21 protein-coding genes are annotated in these 26,997 nt (G+C 70.7%); 16 read left to right on the top strand and 5 right to left on the bottom strand.

The features are described 5' to 3' along the window. The first annotated feature begins 14 nt into the window (after positions 1-14). Both ACFYXH_RS20445 and ACFYXH_RS20450 read left to right on the top strand, forming a co-directional pair. The gene (locus ACFYXH_RS20445) at positions 15-1,427 is read left to right on the top strand and encodes an NAD(P)/FAD-dependent oxidoreductase (protein WP_389564604.1); all 1,413 of its coding nucleotides are present in this window, start codon (positions 15-17) and stop codon (positions 1,425-1,427) included. Positions 1,428-1,718: 291 nt separating this feature from the next. Then, positions 1,719-3,521 (top strand): chitinase, encoded by a 1,803-nt coding sequence (locus ACFYXH_RS20450; RefSeq protein ID WP_389564607.1) that lies wholly within the window; start codon positions 1,719-1,721, stop codon positions 3,519-3,521. On the opposite strand, the gene ACFYXH_RS20455 is transcribed toward ACFYXH_RS20450, so the two are convergent. After that, entirely contained in the window at positions 3,472-4,017 is a 546-nt protein-coding gene (locus ACFYXH_RS20455; protein ID WP_389564609.1) for a phosphatase PAP2 family protein, read from the bottom strand. The genes ACFYXH_RS20450 and ACFYXH_RS20455 overlap by 50 nt on opposite strands. A 375-nt stretch (positions 4,018-4,392) precedes the next feature. Then, positions 4,393-5,727: a 4-aminobutyrate--2-oxoglutarate transaminase gene (gene gabT / locus ACFYXH_RS20460; RefSeq protein ID WP_389564612.1), complete on the bottom strand. Its 1,335-nt coding sequence runs from the start codon at positions 5,725-5,727 to the stop codon at positions 4,393-4,395. A gap of 259 nt (positions 5,728-5,986) precedes the next feature. Here gabT and ACFYXH_RS20465 point away from each other — a divergent pair, with 259 nt between their 5' ends. The 12 genes from ACFYXH_RS20465 to ACFYXH_RS20520 all read left to right on the top strand — a co-directional run bounded on the left by ACFYXH_RS20465 (position 5,987) and on the right by ACFYXH_RS20520 (position 22,888). Then, on the top strand, positions 5,987-8,110 hold the full coding sequence (locus ACFYXH_RS20465; RefSeq protein ID WP_389564615.1) for an ATP-binding protein: 2,124 nt from the start codon (positions 5,987-5,989) through the stop codon (positions 8,108-8,110). Between the two features lie 114 nt (positions 8,111-8,224). Beyond that, positions 8,225-9,787, top strand: a complete 1,563-nt coding sequence (locus ACFYXH_RS20470; protein ID WP_389564618.1) for a PucR family transcriptional regulator — start codon at positions 8,225-8,227, stop codon at positions 9,785-9,787. An 89-nt stretch (positions 9,788-9,876) separates the two neighbouring features. Further along, on the top strand, positions 9,877-10,836 hold the full coding sequence (locus tag ACFYXH_RS20475; RefSeq protein ID WP_389564621.1) for an EamA family transporter: 960 nt from the start codon (positions 9,877-9,879) through the stop codon (positions 10,834-10,836). Positions 10,837-11,109: 273 nt separating this feature from the next. Continuing rightward, complete coding sequence (locus ACFYXH_RS20480; protein ID WP_389564624.1) at positions 11,110-12,555, top strand: aldehyde dehydrogenase family protein; 1,446 nt, start codon at positions 11,110-11,112, stop codon at positions 12,553-12,555. 200 nt (positions 12,556-12,755) lie between these two features. Then, entirely contained in the window at positions 12,756-14,702 is a 1,947-nt protein-coding gene (locus tag ACFYXH_RS20485; protein WP_389564628.1) for an acyl-CoA dehydrogenase family protein, read from the top strand. 259 nt (positions 14,703-14,961) lie between these two features. Further along, on the top strand, positions 14,962-15,648 hold the full coding sequence (locus tag ACFYXH_RS20490; RefSeq protein WP_389564631.1) for a hypothetical protein: 687 nt from the start codon (positions 14,962-14,964) through the stop codon (positions 15,646-15,648). A gap of 45 nt (positions 15,649-15,693) precedes the next feature. Then, positions 15,694-16,944 (top strand): 1-deoxy-D-xylulose-5-phosphate reductoisomerase, encoded by a 1,251-nt coding sequence (dxr, locus tag ACFYXH_RS20495; protein ID WP_327326392.1) that lies wholly within the window; start codon positions 15,694-15,696, stop codon positions 16,942-16,944. Further along, positions 16,941-18,242 (top strand): M50 family metallopeptidase, encoded by a 1,302-nt coding sequence (locus tag ACFYXH_RS20500; RefSeq protein WP_389564635.1) that lies wholly within the window; start codon positions 16,941-16,943, stop codon positions 18,240-18,242. The genes dxr and ACFYXH_RS20500 overlap by 4 nt, the downstream gene beginning before the upstream one ends. A gap of 163 nt (positions 18,243-18,405) precedes the next feature. Next, a complete protein-coding gene (ispG, locus tag ACFYXH_RS20505) occupies positions 18,406-19,560 on the top strand; it encodes a flavodoxin-dependent (E)-4-hydroxy-3-methylbut-2-enyl-diphosphate synthase (RefSeq protein ID WP_389564638.1) in 1,155 nt (384 codons plus the stop codon). Positions 19,561-19,682: 122 nt separating this feature from the next. Continuing rightward, positions 19,683-20,528 carry a GNAT family N-acetyltransferase gene (locus ACFYXH_RS20510; protein WP_389564641.1) on the top strand — a complete coding sequence of 282 codons (846 nt, stop codon included), beginning with the start codon at positions 19,683-19,685 and terminating at the stop codon, positions 20,526-20,528. 30 nt (positions 20,529-20,558) lie between these two features. After that, positions 20,559-21,128 (top strand): GNAT family N-acetyltransferase, encoded by a 570-nt coding sequence (locus ACFYXH_RS20515; RefSeq protein WP_327326396.1) that lies wholly within the window; start codon positions 20,559-20,561, stop codon positions 21,126-21,128. A 65-nt stretch (positions 21,129-21,193) separates the two neighbouring features. Continuing rightward, positions 21,194-22,888 (top strand): proline--tRNA ligase, encoded by a 1,695-nt coding sequence (locus ACFYXH_RS20520; protein ID WP_389564644.1) that lies wholly within the window; start codon positions 21,194-21,196, stop codon positions 22,886-22,888. Between the two features lie 526 nt (positions 22,889-23,414). Here ACFYXH_RS20520 and ACFYXH_RS20525 read toward each other — a convergent pair. From ACFYXH_RS20525 to ACFYXH_RS20535, 3 genes are read right to left on the bottom strand one after another with little or no spacing between them, the layout of a single operon-like run. Beyond that, a complete protein-coding gene (locus ACFYXH_RS20525) occupies positions 23,415-24,311 on the bottom strand; it encodes an aminoglycoside phosphotransferase family protein (protein WP_389564648.1) in 897 nt (298 codons plus the stop codon). A gap of 23 nt (positions 24,312-24,334) precedes the next feature. After that, the gene (locus ACFYXH_RS20530; protein WP_389564651.1) at positions 24,335-24,796 is read right to left on the bottom strand and encodes a ferritin-like domain-containing protein; all 462 of its coding nucleotides are present in this window, start codon (positions 24,794-24,796) and stop codon (positions 24,335-24,337) included. Further along, a complete protein-coding gene (locus tag ACFYXH_RS20535) occupies positions 24,793-25,281 on the bottom strand; it encodes a hypothetical protein (RefSeq protein WP_389564654.1) in 489 nt (162 codons plus the stop codon). The genes ACFYXH_RS20530 and ACFYXH_RS20535 overlap by 4 nt, the downstream gene beginning before the upstream one ends. Positions 25,282-25,435: 154 nt before the next feature. Between ACFYXH_RS20535 and rimP the strand changes: the two genes are divergently transcribed. Both rimP and nusA read left to right on the top strand, forming a co-directional pair. Next, complete coding sequence (gene rimP, locus ACFYXH_RS20540) at positions 25,436-25,942, top strand: ribosome maturation factor RimP (protein ID WP_389564657.1); 507 nt, start codon at positions 25,436-25,438, stop codon at positions 25,940-25,942. Between the two features lie 2 nt (positions 25,943-25,944). Beyond that, positions 25,945-26,994: a transcription termination factor NusA gene (gene nusA, locus ACFYXH_RS20545; protein WP_385308179.1), complete on the top strand. Its 1,050-nt coding sequence runs from the start codon at positions 25,945-25,947 to the stop codon at positions 26,992-26,994. The last annotated feature ends 3 nt before the right edge of the window (positions 26,995-26,997 follow it).

Below are 26,997 nucleotides of genomic sequence, written 5' to 3' on the forward strand. Positions count from 1 at the left end.
AAGGAGTGGAAACCATGGCCCCAGCTGCCATGACCTTTGCCTCATCACTCTCCGACGCCCAGCCCGTCTCCTATTGGCTGGACGACCCCGCAAAGCCGGGAGCACTGCCCGCACTCACCGGCGACGAGCGCTGCGACCTCCTTGTCGTCGGCGGCGGCTACAGCGGACTGTGGACCGCGCTGCTGGCCAAGGAGCGCGACCCGGGGCGGGATGTCGTACTGATCGAAGGGCGCGAGGTGGGCTGGGCCGCCTCGGGCCGCAACGGCGGCTTCTGCGCCGCCTCCCTCACCCACGGCTTCGGCAATGGACTCGCCCGCTGGCCCGGTGAGCTGGCCAAGCTCGAGGAGCTCGGCGACCGCAATCTCGACTCCATCGAGGCAGCGGTCGCCAGGTACGGCATCGACTGTGACTTCGAGCGCACCGGTGAGATCGACGTCGCCACCGAGCCGTACCAGCTCGAAGAGCTCCACCAGATGTATGAGGAGGCGACCGGGCTGGGCTTCACCGGCCTCGAATTCCTCGACCAGGACGCGCTGCGCGCCGAGGTGAACTCCCCGACCTTCCTCGGCGGGCTCTGGGACCGGCGCGGCGTCGCCATGCTGCACCCGGCGAAGCTCGCCTGGGGTCTGAAGCAGGCCTGTATGGACCTCGGCGTACGCGTCTACGAGAACACCCGCGGCCTGGACCTCACGGCGTCCGGTGCCGGCATGACGGTCCGCACCCCGTACGGCCGGGTCTTCGCCCGCCGGGTCGCGCTCGGTACGAACGTCTTCCCGTCGCTGGTCAAGCGGGTGCGCCCGTACACCGTCCCGGTCTACGACTACGCCTTGATGACCGAACCGCTCAGCGCGGAGCAGCTCGACGCGATCGGCTGGAAGAGGCGGCAGGGACTCGGCGACAGCGCGAACCAGTTCCACTACTTCCGGATTACCGCCGACCACCGCATCCTGTGGGGCGGTTACGACGCGATCTATCCGTACGGCGGCAAGGTCAGCGCCGAAATGGACCACCGGCCGGAGACCTATCTCAAGCTCGCCGAACACTTCTTCCGCTGCTTCCCGCAGCTGGAGGGGCTGCGCTTCAGCCATGCCTGGGGCGGCGCGATCGACACCTGCTCGCGTTTCTCCGCCTTCTTCGGGACGGCGCACGGCGGCAAGGTCGCCTACGCCGCCGGGTATACGGGACTCGGCGTCGGCGCCACCCGCTTCGGCGGGGATGTCATGCTCGACCTCCTCTCCGGCGAGCGGACCGAGCGCACCGAGCTGGAGATGGTGCGCAGCAAGCCGCTGCCGTTCCCGCCCGAGCCCGTCGCCTGGGCCGGTATCGGACTCACCAAATGGGCGCTGGCCAGGGCGGATGCCAACGGTGGCCGCCGCAACGTGTGGCTTCGGACCATGGACAGGCTCGGCCTCGGCTTCGACAGCTAGGCCGTCTCGATCGATGCGATCGCGCTTTCCACGATCGTGCGTGCCCCAGTACGCGGCCGGGGCCGCAAAAAGAAGGGGCCCCGGCCAGCAGTTCGGCGTCCAGCACGGTGGGGTAGCGGAGGGCGGCGGCGATGGTGGCCGGCGCCGGGAGCCGGCAGCGAAACGGCTCAGGCGGCCGGCTCGGGTTGAGTGAAGGGCGGGAGCGCCGCCAGAGGTCTTGACAACCGCATTGGTCTGGACCATGTTGTGCGCGTCGCTCCCCCTCCATTCCCCCCATGCCCGGAGGCAGTTGTGCACCGCACCAGACTCTTGGCCGCCCTGTCCGCGGCCGCCCTCGCCATCAGCGGACTCGTCGCCACAGCATCGTCCGCCGGAGCGGCCGACACCGAACTCGCCCGCAACGGTGGCTTCGAGACCGGCCTCACCGGCTGGAGTTGTACGGCGGGCAGCGGCGCAGCCGTCAACTCACCGACCCGCAGCGGCAGTTCCGCACTCAAGGCCACCCCGGCGGGCAGTGACAACGCCAACTGCAGCCAGACGGTCACCGTCAAGCCGAACTCCGACTACACGCTCAGCGGCTGGGTCCAGGGCAGTTACGTCTACCTCGGCGCAGCCGGCACCGGCACCACCGACGTCTCTACCTGGACCTCCTCGGCACCCAGCTGGCAGCGGCTGTCGACCACGTTCCGTACGGGCGCGTCGACCACCTCGGTCACGATCTACACCCACGGCTGGTACGGCACCCCCGCCTACTACGCCGACGATCTCTCGCTGCTCGGGCCGGGCGGCGACCCGGTCCAGATACCGGCCGCCCCCACCGGCCTGTCCGCCGGCGCCCCCGGCTCCACCTCCGTACCGCTGACCTGGTCCGCATCCTCGGGCGCCACCTCGTACAACGTCTACCGGGGCGGCGCCAAGGTCCTTGGCGTCAGCGGGACTTCGGCCACCGTCACCGGTCTCGCGCCCTCCACCGCGTACAGCTTCCAGGTGTCCGCGGCCAACGATGCCGGCGAGTCCGCGAAGTCGTCGGCGGTCACCGCGACCACCACGGCGGGTGGCGGGGGCAGCGGCGGCGAACTCCCCGCCCATGCTCTCGTCGGCTATCTGCATGCCAGCTTCGCCAACGGCTCCGGCTATACGCGCATGGCCGATGTGCCCGACTCCTGGGACGTCATCAACCTGGCCTTCGGCGAACCGACTTCGGTCACCTCGGGCGATATCCGCTTCAGCCTCTGCCCGGCCACCGAATGCCCGAACGTCGAGTCCGCCGCCGACTTCAAGGCGGCCGTCAAGGCCAAGCAGGCCGCGGGCAAGAAGGTCCTGATCTCCATCGGCGGCCAGAACGGCCAGGTGCAGCTCGCCACCACGGCCGCCCGTGACACCTTCGTCTCCTCCGTCTCGAAGATCATCGACGAGTACGGGCTCGACGGCCTGGACATCGACTTCGAGGGCCACTCCCTCTCCCTGAACACCGGCGACACGGACTTCCGCTCGCCGACTTCGCCGGTGATCGTCAATCTGATCTCGGCGGTCAAGACTCTCAAGGCCAAGTACGGCTCGAAGTTCGTCCTCACGATGGCCCCGGAGACATTCTTCGTCCAGCTCGGCTACCAGTACTACGGCTCGGGCCCCTGGGGCGGCCAGGACCCGCGCGCCGGCGCGTACCTCCCGGTCATCCACGCCCTGCGCGACGACCTCACCCTGCTGCATGTCCAGGACTACAACTCGGGCTCGATCATGGGTCTGGACAACCAGTACCACTCCATGGGCGGCGCGGACTTCCACATCGCCATGACCGACATGCTGCTGACCGGCTTCCCGGTCGCCGGCGACACCACCAAGGTCTTCCCCGCCCTGCGCCCGGAGCAGGTGGCCATCGGTCTGCCCGCCTCCACGCAGGCGGGCAACGGCCACACCGCGCCCGCCGAGGTGAACAAGGCGCTGGACTGCCTGACCAGGAAGACCAACTGCGGCTCGTACCAGACCCATGGCACCTGGCCGGCCCTGCGCGGCCTGATGACCTGGTCGATCAACTGGGACCGCTTCAACCAGTGGGAGTTCTCGAAGAACTTCGACGCGTATTTCGGAGGCTGAACGGGAGCAGGATCATCCCACAGAGGCACCAGCTGCCGATGACGTCCAGCGGCCAGTGATAGCCGCGCAGGACAAGTCCGATGCCCGTCGCCAGGGTGAGCGCCAGGGCGACGGGCATCGCCCATCGGCGCTTCAGATCCGGGCTGAGGAGCAGCGCGGCGCCGCAGTAGGCCACCATCGCGGTCGCCGTATGGCCGGACGGGTAGAAGCCGCCCGCCTCGGTGAGCGGGCCCTGGCGGTCGATCAGCGCCTTCAGCGGCGAGACGAGCACTGGGACCGTGACCATGGCGAGGACGGCGTACAGCGCCGCGAAGCGCCGGCCGCGCCACAGGGCGTACGCCACGGCCGCGGCCAGAACAGGAAGCGCGACCTGCGTACTGCCGAGGTCGGAGAGATGATCGGTCAGTACCCGGGGCGCATGGCCGACGATCCGCAGTTCCACGCGCTCATCGAGGGACCGCAGCGGACCGTCGGCAGCCACCTGCCAGGTGATCACAGCGAAGAGAACGGCACACAGCGCCAGAACAACCGGCGGGGCCGCAAGAAAAAAAGTCGGCCGCCTCGGAACAGGGGGGGTGGTTCCGAGGTGACCGACTGGACCGGTTTGCCGCGCGCCCCGGGGGGTTTGGGGCGGGCGGCCATCCGATCGGTGAGGAGTTCCGGAGCCGGAGGCCCCAGTGGTGTGCGCGAGGGCACGTCCGAGGCGAGGCTGGGGAGGCTCCGCCCTGGAGTCGCCCGCAGTCCCCTGCGAGCGGGGTGTTTCTCTCATCTGCGAAAACCGTACGGCAGGGGCGGGGGGACCGACAGGCGGATCTCCATCCCGCCATCGGCCCCCCACAGAGTCTTCACAGGCCCCGACCGTTCCCCTTGGTCACACGCCCGCGAAGGCCTGCTCGATGATGTCCAGACCCTCGTTGAGCAGGTCTTCACCGATCACCAGCGGGGGCAGGAAGCGCAGCACATTGCCGTACGTACCGCAGGTGAGCACCAGCAGACCCTCGGCGTGGCAGGCCTTGGCGAGCGCGGCGGTCGCGGCCGGGTTCGGCTCCTTGGTGGCGCGGTCCGTGACCAGCTCGATCGCGATCATCGCGCCGCGGCCGCGGATGTCGCCGATGATGTCGTACTTCTCGGCAATCGCGGTGAGGCGGCCCTTCATGACCTCCTCGATGCGCTTGGCCTTGCCGTTGAGGTCGAGCTCCTTCATCGTCTCGATGGCGCCGAGCGCACCGGCGCAGGCCACCGGGTTACCGCCGTAGGTACCGCCGAGGCCGCCCGCGTGCGGGGCGTCCATGATCTCGGCGCGACCCGTCACGGCGGCGAGCGGCAGACCGCCCGCGATGCCCTTGGCGGTGGTGATCAGGTCCGGGACGATGCCCTCGTCCTCACAGGCGAACCACTGGCCGGTCCGGCAGAAGCCGGACTGGATCTCGTCCGCCACGAACACGATCCCGTTGTCCTTGGCGAACTGCGAGATGGCCGGCAGGAAGCCCTTGGCCGGCTCGATGAAACCGCCCTCGCCGAGGACCGGCTCGATGATGATCGCGGCGACGTTCTCGGCGCCGATCTGCTTGTTGATCATGTCGATGGCCTGCGCGGACGCCTCGGCGCCGGCGTTCTCCGGACCGGTGAGCCAGCGGTAGCCGTACGCGACGGGGACGCGGTACACCTCGGGCGCGAACGGCCCGAAGCCCTGCTTGTACGGCATGTTCTTGGCGGTCAGCGCCATCGTCAGGTTGGTGCGGCCGTGGTAGCCGTGGTCGAACACCACGACCGCCTGGCGCTTGGTGTAGGCACGCGCGATCTTGACGGCGTTCTCGACGGCCTCGGCGCCGGAGTTGAACAGCGCCGACTTCTTCGCGTGGTCACCCGGCGTCAGCTCGGCCAGAGCCTCGGCGACCTCGACGTAGCCCTCGTAGGGCGTGACCATGAAACAGGTGTGGGTGAAGTCGGCGAGCTGCGCGGAGGCGCGGCGTACGACGGCCTCGGCGGAGGCGCCGACGGAGGTCACGGCGATGCCGGAACCGAAGTCGATGAGGCGGTTGCCGTCCACGTCCTCGATGACACCGCCGCCGGCGCGGGCGGTGAAGACGGGCAGCACGGACCCCACACCACCGGCGACCGCGGCGGTACGGCGGGCCTGCAGCTCGATCGACTTCGGGCCGGGGATGGCGGTGACGACGCGGCGCTCCTGCGGGATTGCGGTCATGAGGGGCTCCTGGGGGTGTTCCGGACGCAACTTCTCTTTCTCCGCAGGCTAGGCGCGAGGAAGGGGGCCGGGCATGCTCCGTTCGGGAGTGTTGAGCACAAGCCGTTGTCCCCGACGGACAAGGACACCCGTGGCTCGGTCATCCGTACCTGCCGGGTCCCGGCACCGCGACACCACCCGGATCGGTGAACTCCCCTCAGTGGGGCACTAGATTGGCCGGTGCACAGAGCGGGCCTGGCTGGTCAGGGGGCAGCAGTTCATGGATTCCGAAGGCACTTTCGACGCACGCGGCGCACGGTCCGATCCGGTGCCACGTCCCGCCGGTCCGCCACCCTCCGTGCCGCCCGCCGCGGCGCCCGGGATCCCCGCGCTGCCCGGTCACGCTCCCACCACCCGCCCCGCAGTCGTCGACTGGCTGCGTACCCCCCGCCCGGCCGCCGACCCCGGCATCTGGCGCCTCGGCCACCGCGCCCGCCCCGACGAGGAGCCCGAGCTCGTCCCCGCCCGCCGTCTCTTCGCCGGCGCCGTCATCGCGCTGCTCAGCGGCTGGCTGCTGTGGTCGCTCCTGTGGAACGGTTACCTCGGCCGCTACTGGATCTGGCCCCTCCTCGTACTGACCCCGGACTCCTGGCGCTCCGACCCGCCCACCTGGGCCACCGCCAGCTACATCTACTACGCGATCGTCGGCGGCGGCCTGCTGGTGTTCTTCGCCCGGATCGGCCATGTACCGGAGATCTGGAACCGGTACGTGCGCCGCGCCGACAAGCCCGTCACCGCCCCGCCGCCCCGGCCCGAGGCCGACCCCGCCGACTGGCCCGACCTGCGCACCGCGGGCCTCATCGATGCGGCAAAGAGCCTCGCCGAGGCCACCCGCGCCGGTTCGCTCGGCGATGTCGACTACGCCAGGATCCGGCGCGCCTGGCAGGGCGTGCACACCAGGCCCGAGCGGCTCGCCGCCTTCACCGACACGGTGCGCGAGCACGGCGCGGCCGCCTGCGCCCACCCCTCAGGCGTACGCGACCTGCCGCTCCGTACCGCCACCCACGATCTCGCCACCGCGCAGGTCAAGATCGGCACCGCGGTCGACGACGTCCGCAACCCCTATCCGCGCCGCACCACCGGCGTGGCTCTGGAGCCCGCGCTGCTCGGCACCTCGCTGCTCGCCGTCGGGCCCTCCGGATCCGGCAAGAGCGTGCGCCTGGTGCGGCCCGTCGTCGAGTCGATGTGCCTGCTCGCGCTCGCCAACCGCGCCGCCGTCGTCGCCGTCACGGCGTACGGCACCGGCCTCGCCCCGGACGACGCCTTCGACCTCGTCATCGCCGTCGGCCGCCCCGACTCCACCCACGACCTCGACCTCTACGGCGGCGCCGACGACCCCGACGAGGCCGCCAGGATGCTCGCCGAGGCGCTCGTCGGCGATCTCGCCGCCACCCTTCCCGGCGGCGACAGCAGGCGCGCCGCCACCGCGCTGGCCCAGCTCATCGGGCCGTACCAGTGCGTCCACGGCCACTTCCCCGCCGTTCCGGAGCTGCGCGAACTCCTCGGCGGCGCACCCGCCGCCATCGGCGCGCTGCGCACCGCCCTGGAGACCGGGACCGACCCCGGCGCCGCAGCCCAGCTGCGTGAACTGGACGCCCGCGAGCGGCAGTCGGCCCGCGCCGACGACATCGGCGTACTGCTCGCCGAGCGGATTGCCTTCCTGGACCGGCCCGCGTTCGCGCACTTCTTCCGTACGGACGGCGGCGGCCGGCAGTTCTCGCTGCGCGCCATCGAGCACCCGCTGCGGGTCCGTGTCGACCTGCCCGAGCGGGGCCACGCCGAGGCCTCACGGATCGTCGCGCGCCTGGTACTCGCCCAGTTCACCGAGGCCGCGCTCAGCCGCTCGGACAGGTCGCTCTTCGCCTGTCTGGTGCTGGACGACGCGACGTACACCGTGACCGCCGACTCGGTGCGCTCGGTCCAGCGGCTGCGCTCCGCCAACGCCGGGGTGGTGCTGGCGCTGCGCACCCTGGAGGACGTGCCGGAACCGCTGCGCGGCCCGCTGCTCGGTGCGGTCGGCTGCCGGATGGCGTTCGCCGGCCTCGCTCCCTGGGACGGCGGCCGGTTCGCCGAGACCTGGGGCACCGAATGGGTGCAGACCCGGGACGTCACCAACCGGCAGATCATCTCCGACGAGCCCGTCACCAAGGCGCTGCACATCATGCGGCGCCTGGTCACCGGCAAGGCGGCCACCGCCGAGGCGATCACGGTGCGGGAGGTCGAGCGCGCCCGCTGGTCGGCGTCCGACCTCGCGCACGCCGTGCCCGCCGGGCACGCGGTGCTCTCGCTGACGACCGTACGAGGCGAACACGCGCCGCCCCTGCTGGTGGATCTGCGCACCTGACCGGCTCCCGGAACTGCTACGCCCTGGCAGAATCGGTGTACGCCGTTCATACGGGACGGCGAAATCCTCCGCGCTTCTGCCTCTGCGCCTCTGCTCGAAGGGCCTACGGTCCCCATGCCGCCCACGCTCGCCTCGCTTGTCCAGCACTCGGCGCTCAAACTCACCGTGCGTGCCGGGGAGGACCGGCTCGAGACGCCGGTGCGCTGGGCGCATGTCAGTGAGCTCGCCGACCCCGTGCCGTACATGGAGGGCGGCGAGCTGCTGCTCGTCACGGCGATGACGCTGGACGCCGAGGACCCTGAGGCGATGCGCCGCTATGTGCGCAGACTGGTCGGCGCGGGCGTCGTCGGGCTCGGTTTCGCGGTCGGCGTGTACTACGAGGACATCCCGGAGGCCCTCGTCGAGGCGGCGAAGGAGGAGGGGTTCCCGCTCCTCGCCGTGCCACGCCGCACTCCCTTCCTCGCGATCAGCAAGGCGGTCTCCGCGGCGAACGCGGCCGACCAGTACCGGGCGGTGACAGCCGGTTTCGAGGCGCAGCGAGAGTTGACGCGCGCCGCCCTCGCCGAGGGCCCCGACGCGGTCGTCGCCCGTCTCGCCGCGCATATCGACGGCTGGGCGGCGCTGTACGACGCCTCCGGCGCGGTCGTCGCCGCCGCGCCCGAATGGGCCACGCGCCGGGCCGCCAGGCTCACCGGCGACGTGGAGCGGCTGCGCGAGCGGTCCGCGCCCGCGAGCGCCGTCGTCGGCGACACGGAGGACCGGGTCGAGCTGCAGTCGCTCGGCAGCGGCCGACGGGTGCGCGGCGCGCTGGCCGTCGGCACGGGCGCCCCGCTGGGCACGGCCGAGCGGTATGCCGTGCACTCCGCCGTCGCCCTGCTGACCCTCTCCACGGAGCGCTCGCGCGCGCTCCAGGCGGCGGAACAGCGACTCGGCGCGGCCGTGCTGCGGATGCTGCTCTCCGGCCAGCAGGACCACGCCCGTGCGGTCGTCGGCGACCTGTACGGCGGCCTGCTCGACGCGCCCTTCCGGCTGGTGATCGCCGAACCCGCCGGAGAGCCGGACCCCGCGAGCGAGCATCCGCTCCACGCGTTCGCCGAGTCACTGGAGTCGGCGGCGGCGCGGGCCGGCGAGGCGGTGCTCGTGGTACCGGACAGCGACGACCGGCTGGTGGTGCTGGCCGCGGACGGCGGCGCGGTCGTCGCGGCGTGCACCTCCGCCTACGCCGACAAGGAGGCCGAGGACGCCGAGGTCGTTGTCGGCCTCTCGGCGCCGACCGGACCCATAGCGGCGGCGGGCGCCTACAAACAGTCCGAGCAGGCGCTCTCGGTCGCCCGGCGACGTGGCCGCGCCCTGGTCGAGCACGAGGAGCTGGCGGCAGGATCGATCCTCCCGCTGCTCGCCGACGACGCCGTACGCGCCTTCGCGGACGGAATGCTGCGCGCGCTGTACGAACACGACGCGACCGGCCGCGGAGACCTCGTCGCCTCGCTGCGCGCCTGGCTCTCGCGCCACGGCCAGTGGGACGCTGCCGCCGCCGACCTCGGCGTACACCGCCATACGCTGCGCTACCGGATGCGCAGGGTCGAGGAGATCCTGGGCCGCTCGCTCGACGACCCGGACGTCCGGATGGAGCTGTGGCTGGCGCTGAAGACGACATCGGCGACCGCGGCCGAGTAGCAGGCCGGCGCAGGGTTTTTCCGTTTTCGTGCCCGAAGTCGGGCAAAAGCATTGGTGATTGACCGCTGGACTGCCTAAGGTCCTGCCTCGTGGCCACCAACTCCAGCACTCCTGAGGCCGGCACCTCCGCCGTCGGTACCGCTGTCGCACCCCCGCCCGAGCGCCGGACATCCGGAGCCGTCTGGGGCGCGCTCGCCATCGTGTACGTCGTCTGGGGCTCCACCTACCTCGGCATACGCATCGTCGTCGAGACCATGCCGCCGTTCCTCTCCGCCGGAGGCCGCTTCATCCTGGCGGGCCTGATCCTCGCAGGGCTCGTGGCCTGGCGGCAGGGGACCTCGGCGCTCAAGGTCAACCGCGTCCAGCTCGCCTCGGCCGCCGTGGTCGGGCTGCTGCTCCTGCTCGGCGGCAACGGCCTCGTCGTGCTCGCCGAGACCTCCGTGCCCTCCGGGCTCGCCGCCCTGCTGATCGCCGTCGTGCCCGCCTGGGTGGTCGTGCTGCGCAGGGCCTTCGGCGAGCGGCCCGGCCTCGGCGCGTACCTGGGCGTCCTCCTCGGCCTGGCGGGCCTCGCCGTGCTGACCCTGCCCGGCCTCAGCGGCGACGTACGCCTGTGGGGCGTTCTCACCGTCATCGCGGCGACCGTCATGTGGTCGGTGGGCTCCTTCTCCTCCTCGAAGATCCCCATGCCGAAGAACCCCTTCGCGGCCAGTGCGTACGAGATGGTCGCGGGCGGCATCGGCTGCCTGCTGGTGGGACTCGGCCGCGGCGAGCAGCACGGCTTCGTACTCGGCGAGGTCTCCGCCCGTTCCTGGACCGCCCTCGGCTATCTCGTCGTATTCGGCTCGCTCGTCGCGTTCACGGCGTACGCCTGGCTGCTGCACTCCGCGCCGCTGTCCCTGGTCGCGACCTATGCGTACGTCAACCCGGTCGTCGCCGTCCTCCTCGGCGCGCTCATCCTCAACGAACAGCTGAGCTGGCCGATCGCCGTCGGCGGCGCGGTCGTGGTGGCGGGCGTCTGCCTGATCGTGTCGACGGAACGCCGCCGCTGAGGCAACTCCGGGGGCCGCCCCCGCAACCCCGTACGGCCTTCGGCCGTGTCTTCCACCGCCGGACGGGCTGGAAATGCCGGCCCAGCCGCACTCAGCCTCGTCGGCGTTTGAGGCGCGGGGTCCGGGGCGGAGCCCCGGTTGAGCGCATCGCACGCCAAAGCGGCGGACCCGCCCCGCCCACCACTCCACCCCGGACAAACGCCAGACCGCCCTCCCGCCCCTACCGTGGGGCAGACACACCCCCATTTACATCTACTTCGGAAGGGCCGGGACATGACCTCCACCCACGCCTTCTGGCTCGCCGGCCGCCAGGCCACCGGCGAGGCCACCTTCGATGTCACCTCCCCCTGGGACGGACGCCTCGTCGGTCAGGTCGCTGTCCCGACCGACGCCCAGATCGAGGAGGCCGTCGCCGCCGCGCACGCCGTGCGGGACGAGTTCGCCGCGACCCCGGCACACGCACGCGCCGCCGCCCTCGACCATGTGTCGCGCCGGCTCGTCGAGCGCACCGAGGAGATCGCCCAGCTGATCTCCGCCGAGAACGGCAAGCCCGTCAAGTGGGCCCGCGGTGAGGTCGGCCGCGCCGTCTCCGTCTTCCGCTTCGCCGCCGAAGAGGCCCGCCGCTTCAACGGTGGCGAGGCACAGCGCCTCGACACCGACGCCGGTGGCGTCGGCCGGCTCGCGCTGACCCGCCGCTTCCCCAAGGGCGCAGTCCTCGGCATCGCGCCGTTCAACTTCCCGCTGAACCTCTGCGCCCACAAGATCGCCCCGGCGATCGCGGTCGGTGCACCGATCATCCTCAAGCCCGCACCGGCGACGCCGCTGTCCGGCCTGATCATCGGCGAGCTGCTGGCCGAGACCGAGCTCCCCGCGGGCTCCTGGTCCGTGCTCCCGGTCCCGAACGACCGGATGCCCGCCCTCGTCCAGGACGAGCGCCTGCCGGTCATCTCCTTCACCGGCTCCGACAAGGTCGGTTACGCGATCATGGACTCGGTGCCGCGCAAGCACTGCACCCTGGAGCTGGGCGGCAACGGCGCGGCCGTCGTCCTCGGCGACTTCGCGAGCGAGCAGGACCTGGACTGGGCGGCGACCCGTATCGCCACCTTCTCCAACTACCAGGGCGGCCAGTCCTGCATCTCCGTGCAGCGCGTGATCGCCGACGCCTCGGTGTACGACCGCCTGCTGCCGAAGATCGTCGCGGCCGTCGAGACCCAGGTCACCGGCGACCCGTCCGACTCCGCCACCGACGTCGGCCCGCTGGTCAGCGAGGACGCGGCCAAGCGCGTCGAGTCCTGGGTCGACGAGGCCGTAGAGGCGGGCGCCAAGCTGCTCGCGGGCGGCAAGCGCGACGGTGCCTCGTACGCGCCCACCGTCCTCGCCGACGTCCCCGCGGACACCACCCTCGCCTGCGAGGAGGTCTTCGGACCGGTCCTCACGGTGAAGAAGGTCGACGGCGAGGCGGAGGCCTTCGCCGCCGTCAACGACTCCAAGTACGGCCTGCAGGCAGGCGTGTTCACGCACGATGTGCAGACCGCCTTCCGCGCCCACCGCGCCCTCGAGGTCGGCGGCGTGATCATCGGTGATGTGCCGTCGTACCGCGCGGACCAGATGCCGTACGGCGGTGCCAAGCAGTCCGGCGTCGGCCGCGAGGGCGTGCGGTACGCGATGGACGACTACACGTACGAGCGGGTCCTGGTCCTCACCGGTCTGGCCCTGTAGAGCCCGTACGCCAAGGACGACGGCCGGAGCCCACTGTGCGGGGGCTCCGGCCGTTTTTCTGTGTTACGGAGTCACCGCTGTGTGCGCACTGGTGGAGTGGGCAGGAATCGGGTACTACGGACGAGTAGCACCGGTCGGTACGGCGATCTCGCCCCGGCCCATGCCCTTGGATGTCCCCGACTCGCGGCGAGGTGAGCCTCATGTCCGCACCACTCGACAAGACACATGCTCCGAAGGTCAGTGAGCGCGAAGCACGACAGGTCGCCGAGGCCGCGCGCGAACAGGACTGGCGCAAGCCCAGCTTCGCCAAGGAGCTGTTCCTGGGCCGTTTCCGCCTGGACCTGATCCACCCGCACCCGATGCCCGCCGACGAGGACGCCCAGCGTGGCGAGGAGTTCCTGGCGAAGCTGCGCGACTTCTGCGAGACGCGGATCGACGGCGCCCGTATCGAACGCGAGGCGCGTATCCCGGACGAGGTGATCAACGGGCTCAAGGAGCTCGGCGCGCTCGGCATGAAGATCGACACGAAGTACGGCGGGCTCGGCCTCACCCAGGTGTACTACAACAAGGCGCTGGCCCTGGTCGGCTCGGCGAACCCGGCGATCGGCGCGCTGCTCTCCGCGCATCAGTCGATCGGCGTACCGCAGCCGCTGAAACTTTTCGGCACGCAGGAGCAGAAGGACATCTTCCTGCCGCGCCTCGCCCGTACCGACATCTCCGCCTTCCTGCTCACCGAGCCGGATGTCGGCTCCGACCCGGCCCGCCTCGCCACCACGGCCGTCCCGGACGGCGACTCGTACGTCCTCGACGGTGTGAAGCTCTGGACGACGAACGGCGTGGTCGCCGACCTCCTCGTCGTCATGGCCCGCGTTCCCAAGTCGGACGGCCACAAGGGCGGCATCACCGCGTTCGTCGTCGAGGCCGCGAGCGAGGGCATCACGGTCGAGAACCGCAACGCCTTCATGGGCCTGCGCGGCCTCGAGAACGGCGTCACCCGCTTCCACCAGGTGCGCGTCCCCGCCGCGAACCGCATCGGCCCCGAGGGCGCCGGCCTCAAGATCGCCCTCACCACCCTCAACACCGGCCGTCTCTCGCTGCCCGCGATGTGCGTCGGCGCCGGCAAATGGTGTCTGAAAATCGCCCGCGAATGGTCGTCGGCGCGCGAGCAGTGGGGCAAGCCGGTCGCCAGGCACGAGGCCGTCGGCGCCAAGATCTCCTTCATCGCGGCGACCACTTTCGCCCTGGAAGCTGTGGTCGACCTCTCCTCGCAGATGGCCGACGAGGACCGCAACGACATCCGTATCGAGGCGGCGCTGGCCAAGCTGTACGGCTCCGAGATGGGCTGGCTGATGGCCGACGAGCTGGTCCAGATCCGCGGCGGCCGCGGTTTCGAGACGGCGGACTCGCTGGCGGCCCGCGGCGAACGGGCCGTCCCCGCCGAGCAGATCCTGCGTGACCTGCGCATCAACCGCATCTTCGAGGGCTCGACGGAGATCATGCATCTGCTGATCGCCCGCGAGGCCGTCGACGCTCACCTCGCCGTGGCCGGGGACATCATCGACCCCGACAAACCCCTGTCCGCAAAGGCGAAGGCAGGCGCGAACGCCGCCGGGTTCTATGCTCGCTGGCTCCCGAAACTGGTCACGGGACGGGGTCAACTCCCGCGTACGTACAGCGAGTTCCACCCGTCCGGCCATCCGGACCTCTCCGGGCACCTGCGCTACGTCGAACGCTCGTCCCGCAAGCTCGCCCGCTCCACCTTCTACGCCATGTCCCGCTGGCAGGGCCGGATGGAGACCAAGCAGGGCTTCCTCGGCAGGATCGTCGACATCGGCGCGGAGCTGTTCGCGATGAGCGCGGCGTGCGTACGCGCGGAACTGCTGCGTACGTCCGAGGATTACGGCCGCGAGGCGTACCAGCTGGCCGACGTCTTCTGCCGGCAGTCCCGCATCCGCGTCGAGGAGCTCTTCACCCGCCTGTGGTCCAACACCGACGACCTCGACCGCAAGGTGGTGGAGGGCGTCCTGTCCGGTACGTACACCTGGCTGGAACAGGGCATCGTCGATCCCAGCGGGGAGGGCCCCTGGATCGCGGACGCGACCCCGGGCCCGGCCGAACGGGACAACGTCCACCGCCCGATCCGCTGAGAGACTCCGGGGCGTCCACGGACGCCCCGGAGCAACGTCCGCGGTGTGATGACCGCTGCCGTCGTGCTGTCCCTAGGACATGGCGCGGCTGCGCGAGCGCTTCGGCGTCACCACGCACTTCTGGAACCTTCTCGACCGCACCGGTCCCCGTGCCCGACAATCGACCCTTGATCACGGTCAACACGGAATCGGGGCGGGGATGTTCGGGGCGGGAAATCAGGGCGTTCGGCGGCGGGTAGCTGCCCTCCTTGTAGCGGCCGTGCTCAGCGGCGTCGCCGCGTGCGGCAGCGGTGACGACAAGGGCAAGGAGAAGAAGGCCGACGGCAAACCCACCGCCTCCGCCCCCAAAGCCCTCACCGAGGCCCAGCTCAGGGCCGCCTCCTTCACCGACGGCGAGAAGGTCGGCAGCTACACCGCCTCCGAGTTCACCCTCGGGGCGCCGCTCGGCGAGGACTACACCGCCGATCCCGCCACCTGTCAGCCCCTCGTCAGCCTCGCCAAGGGCGCCACCAGCCACGACCCGGCCGCCGAGGTCAACCGCCAGGTCGACGTGCCCGACGAGCTGGCCGGGCTCAGCGTCGCCGTACAACTGCGCTCGTACGCGAACGGCGAGGCCGCCGCCGTCATGAAGGCCCTCGGCACCGCGGGGACCCGGTGCGCCGGCGGGTTCACCGAAGAACGCGCCATCGCGATGGCCAAGTACCTCAAGGTGGAGCCCGCCAAGGCGCCCGCCTTCGGGGACGAGGCGAAGGCGTTCCGCTTCACCATCCTCGATGTGAAGGGGAAGCTGAAGCTCTACGAGTACCTGACCGTCGTCCGCTCAGGCTCCACCACGCTCTCCTTCCGCGCCGAGATCATCGGCACCAAGGACATCGGAGGAGTGCCCGAAGAGGTCATGAAGGCCCAGTGGGAGAAGTTCCGGGCGGGCTCGAACACCGGCGCGTAGGGACGCACTGTCCAGTCGGACAGGAGTTACGGCCACAATAGGGGGATGAGCGACAGCCCATCCCCCCTCGCCGACCCGCATCTCGTCTTCGACGCGACCGAAGGCCGCCGGGACATCGTCGTCCTCGGCTCCACCGGGTCCATCGGCACACAGGCCATCGACCTGGTGCTGCGCAACCCCGACCGCTTCCGTGTCACCGCGCTCTCCGCCGCCGGCGGCCGCGTCGGACTCCTCGCCGAGCAGGCACGGCAGTTGCGGGTCGACACGGTCGCGGTGGCCCGCGAGGACGCCGTGCCCGCGCTGCGCGAGGCACTCGCGGAGCAGTACGGGGCCGAGCCCCTGCCCGAGATCCTGGCCGGACCCGACGCCGCCACCCAGCTCGCCGCCTCCGCCTGCCACACCGTGCTCAACGGCATCACCGGATCCATCGGTCTCGCCCCCACCCTCGCCGCCCTCGAAGCCGGCCGGACGCTCGCCCTCGCCAACAAGGAGTCGCTCATCGTCGGCGGGCCGCTGGTCAAGGCCCTCGCCAAGCCCGGCCAGATCATCCCGGTCGACTCCGAGCACGCCGCCCTCTTCCAGGCGCTGGCGGCCGGGACGAGAGCCGACGTACGCAAGCTGGTGGTGACGGCCTCCGGCGGGCCGTTCCGTGGCCGTACGCGCGCCGAGCTGGCAGATGTCACCCCCGAGGACGCCCTCGCCCACCCCACCTGGGCCATGGGCCCGGTGATCACGGTGAACAGCGCCACACTCGTCAACAAGGGGCTCGAGGTCATCGAGGCGCATCTTCTCTACGACATCCCCTTCGACCGCATCGAGGTCGTCGTACACCCCCAGTCCTACGTTCACTCCATGGTGGAGTTCACGGACGGCTCGACCATCGCCCAGGCCACCCCGCCCGATATGCGCGGCCCGATCGCCCTCGGCATCGGCTGGCCCCAGCGGGTGCCCGACGCCGCCCCCGCCTTCGACTGGACCAAGGCTTCGAGCTGGGAGTTCTTCCCCCTCGACACCGAGGCCTTCCCCTCGGTGGGACTCGCCCGGCAGGTGGGGGAGCTGGGCGGAACGGCCCCGGCGGTGTTCAATGCCGCGAATGAGGAGTGCGTGGACGCATTCCTCGCCGGACGGCTGCCGTTCAACGGAATCATGGATACGGTCACCGGAGTCGTCGCCGAGCACGGCGTTCCCGCCTCGGGAACCTCACTTACGGTGGCAGACGTCCTGGAAGCGGAGACCTGGGCCCGGGCGAGGGCCCGGGAACTGGCAGTGAAGGCGACAGCGGAGGCTCGCGCATGACGATTCTGTTGACGGTCCTCGGCATAGCTCTTTTTGCTGTGGGACTGATGGTCTCGATCGCCTGGCACGAGCTGGGCCATCTGTCGACGGCCAAGCTCTTCGGTATCCGCGTGCCCCAGTACATGGTCGGCTTCGGACCGACCGTCTGGTCCCGGAACAAGGGCGAGACGGAGTACGGCATCAAGGCCATCCCCATGGGTGGCTACATCCGCATGATCGGGATGTTCCCGCCGGGGGAGGACGGCCGGATCGAGGCACGGTCCACCTCGCCCTGGCGCGGGATGATCGAGGACGCCCGCTCGGCGGCCTTCGAGGAGCTGAAGCCCGGCGACGAGAACCGGCTCTTCTACACGCGCAAGCCGTGGAAGCGCGTCATCGTGATGTTCGCGGGACCGTTCATGAACCTGGTCCTCGCCGTCGCGATCTTCCTCGGGGTGTCGATGTCCTTCGGCTTCGCCACCCAGACCACCCAGGTCGCCGGGGTCCAGCAGTGCGTCATCTCGCAGAGCGAGGACCGCGACAAGTGCCGGAAGGGCGACCCGGTCTCGCCCGCCCAGGCCGCGGGCCTGAAGAAGGGCGACAAGATCGTCGCCTTCAACGGAGCGCCCGTCGCCGACTGGTCCGAGCTGTCGAACCACATCCGCGAGACGATCGGCCCCGCCACCATCACCGTCGTGCGGGACGGCCGGCAGCAGGTGCTCAAGGCCACGCTCGCCAAGAACATGGTCGCCAAGAAGGACGCGCAGGGACAGGTCGTTCCCGGCAAGTACATCGCAGCCGGCTATCTCGGCTTCGCCGCGCAGACCGAGATCCAGCCGCTCTCCTTCGGCGATTCCGTGAACCGCATGGGCGACATGATCGAGAACAGCGTCGATTCGATCGTCGCGCTGCCGTCCAAGATCCCCGACCTGTGGAACGCGGCCTTCAGCGACGGCGAGCGCAAGGCCGACTCCCCGGTGGGTGTCGTCGGCGCGGCGCGCATCAGCGGTGAGGTGCTGAACCTGGATGTCCCGACGCAGAGCATCATCGCGACCTTCCTGATGCTGCTCGCCACCTTCAACCTCTCGCTGTTCCTGTTCAACATGCTGCCGCTGCTGCCGCTGGACGGCGGGCATATCGCAGGCGCGCTCTGGGAGTCCGTACGCCGCAGCATCGCGAAGGTGTTCCGGCGTCCCGACCCCGGTCCCTTCGACGTGGCCAAGCTGATGCCGGTCGCGTACGTCGTGGCGGGAATCTTCATCTGCTTCACGCTGCTCGTGCTGGTCGCCGACATCGTCAATCCGGTCAAGATCAGCTGAGCGAGTCCCTTTCGTGGCGGCCGGACACCCTTTGTGTCCGGCCGCTCACCTTTGAGTGGACTTCGGGCAGCGATGTGCTGGGCCCAACCTCAGTGCCGTAATCTCGGAGGCTGGAGCCCGCCGATCTCGGGACCTCGATCCACACCTTGGGGTTGCACAGCAGATGACTGCAATTTCGCTCGGAATGCCGTCCGTTCCGACCAAGCTCGCCGACCGGAGGGTCAGCCGCAAGATCCAGGTCGGCACCGTGGCCGTCGGCGGGGACGCCCCCGTATCGGTGCAGTCGATGACGACCACGCGCACCTCCGACATCGGCGCGACGCTGCAGCAGATCGCCGAACTGACCGCGTCCGGCTGCCAGATCGTACGAGTCGCCTGCCCGACCCAGGACGACGCGGACGCGCTGGCCACCATCGCGCGCAAGTCGCAGATTCCGGTGATCGCGGACATCCACTTCCAGCCGAAGTATGTCTTCGCTGCGATCGACGCCGGCTGCGCGGCCGTCCGGGTCAACCCGGGCAACATCAAGCAGTTCGACGACAAGGTCAAGGAGATCGCGCGCGCGGCCAACGAGACCGGCACCCCGATCCGTATCGGAGTCAACGCCGGATCGCTCGATGCCCGGCTCCTCGCCAAGTACGGCAAGGCGACCCCTGAGGCGCTCGTCGAGTCCGCGCTGTGGGAGGCGTCCCTCTTCGAGGAGCACGGCTTCCGCGACATCAAGATCTCGGTCAAGCACAACGACCCGGTCGTGATGGTCAACGCCTACCGGCAGCTCGCCGCCCAGTGCGACTACCCCCTCCACCTCGGCGTCACCGAGGCAGGCCCCGCGTTCCAGGGCACCATCAAGTCCGCCGTCGCCTTCGGCGCCCTGCTCAGCGAGGGCATCGGCGACACCATCCGGGTCTCGCTCTCCGCACCGCCCGCCGAAGAGGTCAAGGTCGGCATCCAGATCCTGGAGTCGCTCAACCTCAAGCAGCGCCGGCTGGAGATCGTCTCCTGCCCCTCCTGCGGCCGCGCCCAGGTCGACGTCTACAAGCTCGCCGACCAGGTCAGCGCCGGTCTGGAGGGCATGGAGGTGCCGCTGCGCGTCGCCGTCATGGGCTGCGTCGTCAACGGCCCCGGCGAGGCCCGCGAGGCCGACCTCGGCGTCGCCTCCGGAAACGGCAAGGGCCAGATCTTCGTCAAGGGCGAGGTCATCAAGACCGTCCCCGAGTCGAAGATCGTCGAGACCCTCATCGAAGAGGCCCTGAAGATCGCCGAGCAGATGGAGAAGGACGGCATCGCGTCCGGCGAGCCCGAGGTCTCCATCAGCTGACATATCCGTACCGGCCCCGCCACGCCCCCTGGCGCGCGGCGGGGCCTTGTGCTGAGCTCGGCACCCCGCAGACCTGCCAGGTACAGTGCGGAGATCAGCAGACCGTATGGTGAGGCCCCCTCGTGTTGACGCAGACCACCACCCGGGTCCTCGAACCCAGCGACCTCGGCGCAGCGCTCGCCATCCTCGAGAGCGAGCCCGTAGCGAATGCTTTCGTCACGTCCCGCGTCCAGGTTGCCGGGCTCGACCCCTGGCGCCTCGGCGGCGAGATGTGGGGCTGGTACGCGGGCGGGCAGCTGCGCTCGCTCTGCTACTCCGGCGCCAATCTCGTGCCGATCTGCGCCACCCCCGAAGCCGTACGCGCCTTTGCCGACCGGGCCCGCAGGACCGGTCGCCGCTGCTCCTCCATCGTCGGCCCGGCCGAGCCCACCACCGAGCTGTGGCGGCTGCTCGAGCCCAGCTGGGGCCCGGCCAGGGACGTACGCGCCCAGCAGCCGCTCATGGTCACCGAGCAGCCGCCCGGCGACATCGAGGCCGATCCGTACGTCCGCCGCATCCGCAAGGACGAGATAGAGGTGATCATGCCGGCGTGTGTGGCGATGTTCACCGAGGAGGTCGGCATCTCGCCGATGGCCGGTGACGGCGGACTGCTCTACCAGGCGCGCGTGGCCGAACTCGTCGGCGCGGGGCGGTCGTTCGCCCGTATCGACGACGGCAAGGTCGTCTTCAAGGCCGAGATCGGCGCGGCCACCAGCCAGGCCTGCCAGATCCAAGGCGTCTGGGTCGCACCGGAGTTCCGCGGCCGCGGGCTGTCCGAGACGGGCATGGCGGCCGTGCTGCGCTATGCCCTGCAGGACGTCGCACCGGTCGTCAGCCTGTACGTGAACGACTACAACACCGCGGCCAGGGCGGCGTACCTGCGGGTCGGCTTCCGCGAGGTCGGCGCCTTCATGAGCGTGCTGTTCTGACTGCGCGCAGCGGGAAGTAGGGTTTCGCGCATGGCTGCACTTTCAGGAGGCGGACCCCAGACCCCCAGCGTTGTGGTCGGGCCGGTCAATCTCGCCGCGCGGATCGACGAAGCCCTCGCGGTGCAGGCCCTCGCCTTCGGGCTCACCGACGACGAGATCGAGGTGCGCCGTCATATCGTCTACCGGCATCTCCTGCACCCGGGGGCCCGTGCCCTCGGTGCGCTGACGAAGTCGGGCAGCCTTGTGGGCTTCGTCTACGGCATGCCCAACGACCGCACGCACTGGTGGTCCACCGTCGTCGAGCCGTATCTGCGCAGCACCGGCTCCGACGGCTGGCTCGACGACTCGTTCGTGATCACCGAACTCCATGTCCACCCCGGCTTCCAGGGCCGGGGCATCGGCCGCTCGCTGATCACCACGATCACCGACAGTGTCGAGCAGCCGCGCTCCATCCTCTCCGCGATCGACATCGAGAGCCCGGCCCGCGGGCTGTACCGAGCGCTCGGCTACCAGGACCTCGCGCGGCAGGTCGTTTTCCCCAGCGCACCCAGTCCGTACGCCGTGATGGGCGCCCCGCTGCCGCTGCTGCGCGGGAACTGATTTCCGCCTGCCGGTGCCCCCCGGCTAACCTCCTGCTCATCACACGTTCCGAGCAGGAGTTCACCATGGCCCAGGTCCAGCGCATGTCCCGTCTGATGGTCAAGACACTGCGCGACGACCCGGCGGACGCCGAGACGCTCAACCACAAGCTGCTCGTGCGCGCCGGCTATGTGCGCCGTACGTCCGCCGGCATCTGGAGCTGGCTGCCGCTCGGCAAGAAGGTGCTGGAGAACATCACCCGCGTCGTCCGCGAGGAGATGGACGCCATCGGCGGCCAGGAAGTGCTGCTGCCCGCGCTGCTGCCCAAGGAGGCGTACGACGCGAGCGGGCGCTACGAGGAGTACGGCGACCTGCTCTTCCGCCTCAAGGACCGCAAGGGCGCCGACTACCTTCTCGGCCCCACGCACGAAGAGATCTTCACCCAGGTCGTCAAGGACCAGTGCTCGTCCTACAAGGACCTGCCGGTGATCCTCTACCAGATCCAGACGAAGTACCGCGACGAGGCCCGTCCGCGCGCGGGTGTGCTGCGCGGCCGCGAGTTCCAGATGAAGGACTCGTACTCCTTCGACACCACCGACGAGGGTCTCGTCGAGTCGTACCAGCTGCACCGCGACGCGTACATCCGGATCTTCGAGCGCCTCGGCCTCGACCACCGCATCGTCTCGGCGGTCTCGGGCGCGATGGGTGGCTCGGCGTCCGAGGAGTTCCTGGCCCCTGCCCCGGCCGGCGAGGACACCTTCGTGGACTGCCCGGCCTGTGAGTACGCGGCCAACACGGAGGCCGTGACCTTCACCGCGGCCGCGGTGGACGCCACATCCCACGGGCCCGTCGAGGAACTGGACACCCCCGACACCCCCACCATCGAGACCCTCGCCGCGCACCTTGGCGTCCCGGCCTCGGCGACCCTGAAGAACCTGCTGGTCAAGGTGGACGGTGAGATCGTCGCGGTCGGTGTCCCCGGTGACCGTGAGGTGGACCTCGGCAAGCTCGGGGAGCACCTGGCCCCGGCGGAGGTCGAGCTGGTCACCGCGGAGGACTTCGTGGACCGCCCCGATCTCGTACGCGGCTATGTCGGCCCGCAGGGCCTCGGCAAGGTCCGCTACATCGCCGACCCGCGCATCGCGCCCGGCACGGCCTGGGTGACCGGCGCGAACAAGCCGGACACGCACGCGAAGAACGTCGTCTGCGGCCGCGACTTCGAGGTGGACGACTACCTCGACGTGGTCGTGGTCCAGGACGGCGACCCCTGCCCGAAGTGCGGCACGGGCCTCAAGCTCGACCGCGCGATCGAGATCGGCCACATCTTCCAGCTGGGCCGCAAGTTCGCGGACGCCTTCCAGCTCGACGTCCTGGGCCAGAACGGCAAGCCGGTCAGGGTGACGATGGGCTCGTACGGCATCGGCGTCTCCCGCGCGGTGGCTGCCCTGGCCGAGCAGACGGCTGACGACAAGGGCCTGTGCTGGCCGCGTGAGATCGCCCCGGCGGACGTCCACGTGGTGGCGGCGGGCAAGGCACTCCAGACGGAGCTGGCGCTCGAGGTCGCGGAGAAGCTGTCCGCGGTGGGCCTGCGCGTGCTGGTCGACGAGCGCCCCGGAGTCTCGCCGGGCGTGAAGTTCACGGACGCGGAACTGATCGGCGTCCCGAAGATCCTGGTGGCGGGCCGCCGCTCGGCCGAGGGCGTGGTGGAACTGAAGGACCGCCGCACGGGCGAGCGCGAAGAACTGACGGTCGCCGAGGCGATCACGCGCCTCAGCGCCTGACCCTGGGATCGCACCTTGCGCCGCGAGGCGGCCGTGGGGGCCTGAGCGCCCGTGCCGCGGGGCTGGGTTCCTCGGGTGTGGGCCCTGAGGCCCCCACGCCAGGAGGTTGGCGTCTCTGGGGTGTAGGGCCTTGAGCGCCCACGCCGCGAGGCTGGCATCTCTGGGCTGTTGGGGCCCGAGCCCCCCGTGCTGTGGGGCTGGGATCCCTGGGGTGTGGGCCTGAGCGTCCACGCTGCGGGGCTGGCGCCCTGCGGATGTGGGGCCTGGCCTCCACGCCGTGAGGATGGCGTCCTGCGGATGTGGGGCCTGAGCGCCCGTGCTGCGGGGCTGGATCCCTGGGCTGTTGGGGCCGAGCCCCCTGCGCCGCGAAGCCGGCGTCCCTGGGGTGTGGGGGCGTCAGCCCCCACGTGTCCCTCCCCCCAGGGGGCCCGGGGGCACAGTTTCGGGAAGGGGCGGGTAGGGGACAGCGCGCCGCAGGCGGCCCCGGCCCGCGCCCCGGAGCCGGTGCACCGACGGGACCCGCGGGCTACAACAGCCAGCCCGCGAACTCCAGCGCCAGTTCGCCCTCCCCGCGCCGCCCCGCCGCAATCGCCCGCGTGCCCGACTCCACCGCCCGGAACAACGTCCAGCCGCGCAGGCGTTCCCGGTCCACCTCCAGCGAGTCCGCCAGCTTGTTCACCCGGCGGCGGGCCGCAGACGCACCGGACGATGCCGCGATCAGGTCCTCGACCCGGTCGCGGACCAGGCGCGCCAGGTCGTAGGCGCGTTCACCCACCAGCGGCTCCGGGCCGACCGAGAGCCACGGCGTGCGGTCGCCCGCGAGGACCTTGCCCTGGCGGAAGTTGCCGTGCAGCAGCAGGAGTTCGGGCGACAGGTCCGTGAGCTCGTCGCGCGCGTCAAGCGCCGCGGCGACCACTGAAGCCGCCGCCGGATCCGCGAACGCACGCACCGCGTCCGCCTGCCGCGCCGTCCGCTCCGCCACCGTCTCGAAGCCATGGTCCGCCGGCGGCTCGACCCACAGGCGCCGCACCGTCCCCGCCGCCTCCAGCAACGCCTTCGCCTCCGGCAGCGACCGCAGGGACACCTCCGGATGCAGCCGCTCCAGCAGCAGCGCGTCCTCCGACGACGCGAGCAGCCGCACCGCGCCCCAGCCGTCCCAGTGCTCCAGCGCCGCCCGCTCCAGTGCCGGCGCGGCGAAGGACGGGGCGGCCTTGAGCGCGGCGGCCGTACCGTCGGGCTGTCGTACGAGGACGACCAGACTGCTCCTGCCGCCCGGCGCCACCATCCGCTCGACGTCCAGCTCCCACCGGTCCACCGACTCCTGGACGGTCTTGGGCAGCTGCCCGAGCCAGTCGTCCGCGGCCGTGTCCCCGTAGGTCTCACCGAGTGCCCGGACGAGCCGCTGCGGCGGTTCGAAAGCCATACGTCCGTTGTTCCCTTTCCGCTTCAGCGCGCTGGACGCCCACTCCGCTCGGCGAGCCCAGGAAAGGCTACGCCGCTGCCGCGCCAGCGCACCGCACGGACGGCCGCCTCGCGCAGCGAGCCCGCGGCCTCCCGCCGCAGCGGCCCTTCCGCGGCCCGTACGAGATCGGAGTAGACACCCGCGACCCGGTCCTCGAGCACCGCGGCGAGGCGCACCGCCGAGGCCGCGTCCGGCACCGGGAAGGGCAGCGCGTACGCAGGGGCCGCCGCAGCCGGCGCCCCGCCCAGATCGCGCACGGTGCGCACCAGCGCGTCCCGCTGGGCCCGGTGCGCGGCGTACGCGGCCTGGGCCTCGTCCTCCCGGTCGTCGCCGATCCGGCCGCCGACGACCCCGTACCCGTACACCGCCGCATGCTCCGCGGCGAGCGCGGCCTGTACGGCCTCCAGCGTGGCCTGTACGGCCTCCGGCGCGTCCGGCGTGCTCATCGCGCGCCACCCTTCGTCAGCAGATACGCATGCGCGGCGCCGGCCGCCGCGACCGAGGCGAGCAGCCGGGCCAGCTCGGGCTCCGCATCGACAAGGGCGGCCGTGTGAGCGTCGGAGGTACGGCGCTCAGCCGCGGCCAGTGCCTTGACCGCGGCCCCGGCATCGGCCGGAACCGGCACCGGTGGTGCCACCCGCGTCGTCCCCCCGAGCGCCGTCACATGCTCGGCGACCGCCGCCCGCAGAGCGGTCAACTGCCCGGTCAGCGCTGGATGTTGCCTGATGACGGCGTCGTACTGGTCACGCAGCGCGCCGCTCGTAGCGGCGAGCCTGCGCCGCAGTGCCGCCTCCGCGCGCGCCGGATCGGGCGCCGAGCCCGCCGTACGCAGTCCCTCGGGCTCATCCGTCGAACAGCCCGTCAACAGTGCGGTCGCCGCTGCCCCCGTCAGGATGAGCGCACGCCTCCGTGTTGTGCCCGTGCGCCCCACGTGTCTCTCCCTCGGGCCCGCAGTGATCATCGCCGCAGGCGAGCGTACCTGCGGGTCCGGCGCAGGTGGACGGCAACACCCCCCGGGACCGGATACCCTTTGATCTGACACGAGACGATCCCACAACAGCACACGCGGCCGAGGAGTCACCCGGATGAGCACCACCCAGAGCGAGAGGCTGCGCGGGCTGCTGGAACCGCTCGTCAGCGCCGCGGACCTGGATCTGGAAGAGATCGAGGTGTCCCGGGCGGGCAGGCGCCGCATGCTGAGGATCATCGTGGACTCCGACGAGGGCGTGGAGCTGGACGCCTGTGCCGAGCTGAGCCGCGCGATCTCCGAGAAGCTGGACGAGACGGACGCGATGGGCGAGGGCGAGTACGTCCTCGAAGTGAGCTCGCCGGGCGCCGACCGCCCCCTGACCCAGCACCGCCACTACGTACGCGCCGTCGGCCGACTGGTGAAGCTCCAGTTGCACGTTGGCGGAACGGCCGAAGAGCTGGTGGCCCGCATCCTCACCGTGGACGACGAGGGACTCGACCTCGAAGTCCCGGGCGTGAAGGGGCGCAAGCCCACCGCCCGCCGTGTCACCTTCGCGGACATCGCCAAGGCACGGGTGGAGATCGAGTTCAACCGCAAGGACAAGAAGGAAGAGGAGGCGTAGCCGTGGACATCGACGTAAAGCTCCTGAAGGGCTTGGCACAAGAGAAGGAGATCCCCTTCGACCTGCTGGTCGAGGCGATCGAGTCGGCCCTCCTCATCGCGTACCACCGCACCGAGGGCAGCCGACGCCACGCGCGCGTCGTGCTCAGCCGGGACACCGGCCATGTGACGGTGTGGGCGAAGGAGGACGCGGCCGACCTCGAAGAGGGGCAGGAGGCCAAGGAGTTCGACGACACCCCCTCCGACTTCGGCCGTATCGCCGCGACCACCGCCCGCCAGGTCATCCAGCAGCGGCTGCGGGACGCCGAGAACGACGTCACCTTCGGTGAGTACGCCCGCCGTGAGGGCGATGTCGTCGCCGGCATGGTGCAGCAGGGCAAGGACCCGAAGAACGTCCTGGTGAGGCTGGACGACAAGCTCGAGGCGATCCTGCCGGTGCAGGAGCAGGTGCCGGGCGAGGAGTACACCCACGGTCTGCGGCTGCGTACGTACGTCGTCCGGGTCGCCAAGGGTGTGCGCGGCCCGTCCGTGACCCTGTCCCGCACTCACCCGAACCTGGTGAAGAAGCTCTTCGCACTCGAGGTCCCGGAGATCGCGGACGGCTCGGTCGAGATCGCGGCAATCGCCCGCGAAGCCGGCCACCGCACCAAGATCGCCGTTCGCTCGACCCGCTCGGGCCTGAACGCCAAGGGCGCGTGCATCGGCCCGATGGGCGGCCGCGTGCGCAATGTCATGGCCGAGCTGCACGGCGAGAAGATCGACATCGTGGACTGGTCGGACGACCCGGCAGAGATGGTGGCCAACGCCCTCTCGCCGGCCCGCGTCAGCAAGGTCGAGGTCGTCGACATGGGCGCGCGTTCCGCACGGGTGACCGTCCCCGACTACCAGCTGTCGCTGGCGATCGGCAAGGAGGGGCAGAACGCCCGTCTGGCCGCCCGTCTCACCGGCTGGCGTATCGACATCCGCCCCGACACGGAGCAGAGCGACGACCAGGGTCCGGACCGGGACTCCGACCGGGGCTCCGACCGGCACCGGGGCTCCGACCAGGGCTGAGGA

Origin of the sequence: Streptomyces sp. NPDC002730, assembly GCF_042888805.1 — a bacterium.
Classification (GTDB): Bacteria; Actinomycetota; Actinomycetes; order Streptomycetales; family Streptomycetaceae; genus Streptomyces.

Excerpts from the sequence above, each read along its gene's own strand:
- ACFYXH_RS20445 (WP_389564604.1), top strand. The coding sequence starts at position 15 with ATGGCCCCAGCTGCCATGACCTTTGCCTCATCACTCTCCGACGCCCAG.
- gabT (WP_389564612.1), bottom strand. The coding sequence starts at position 5,727 with ATGACCGCAATCCCGCAGGAGCGCCGCGTCGTCACCGCCATCCCCGGC.
- ACFYXH_RS20465 (WP_389564615.1), top strand. The coding sequence starts at position 5,987 with ATGGATTCCGAAGGCACTTTCGACGCACGCGGCGCACGGTCCGATCCG.
- ACFYXH_RS20470 (WP_389564618.1), top strand. The coding sequence starts at position 8,225 with ATGCCGCCCACGCTCGCCTCGCTTGTCCAGCACTCGGCGCTCAAACTC.
- ACFYXH_RS20480 (WP_389564624.1), top strand. The coding sequence starts at position 11,110 with ATGACCTCCACCCACGCCTTCTGGCTCGCCGGCCGCCAGGCCACCGGC.
- ACFYXH_RS20485 (WP_389564628.1), top strand. The coding sequence starts at position 12,756 with ATGTCCGCACCACTCGACAAGACACATGCTCCGAAGGTCAGTGAGCGC.
- dxr (WP_327326392.1), top strand. The coding sequence starts at position 15,694 with ATGAGCGACAGCCCATCCCCCCTCGCCGACCCGCATCTCGTCTTCGAC.
- ACFYXH_RS20500 (WP_389564635.1), top strand. The coding sequence starts at position 16,941 with ATGACGATTCTGTTGACGGTCCTCGGCATAGCTCTTTTTGCTGTGGGA.
- ispG (WP_389564638.1), top strand. The coding sequence starts at position 18,406 with ATGACTGCAATTTCGCTCGGAATGCCGTCCGTTCCGACCAAGCTCGCC.
- ACFYXH_RS20515 (WP_327326396.1), top strand. The coding sequence starts at position 20,559 with ATGGCTGCACTTTCAGGAGGCGGACCCCAGACCCCCAGCGTTGTGGTC.
- ACFYXH_RS20520 (WP_389564644.1), top strand. The coding sequence starts at position 21,194 with ATGGCCCAGGTCCAGCGCATGTCCCGTCTGATGGTCAAGACACTGCGC.
- ACFYXH_RS20525 (WP_389564648.1), bottom strand. The coding sequence starts at position 24,311 with ATGGCTTTCGAACCGCCGCAGCGGCTCGTCCGGGCACTCGGTGAGACC.
- ACFYXH_RS20530 (WP_389564651.1), bottom strand. The coding sequence starts at position 24,796 with ATGAGCACGCCGGACGCGCCGGAGGCCGTACAGGCCACGCTGGAGGCC.
- rimP (WP_389564657.1), top strand. The coding sequence starts at position 25,436 with ATGAGCACCACCCAGAGCGAGAGGCTGCGCGGGCTGCTGGAACCGCTC.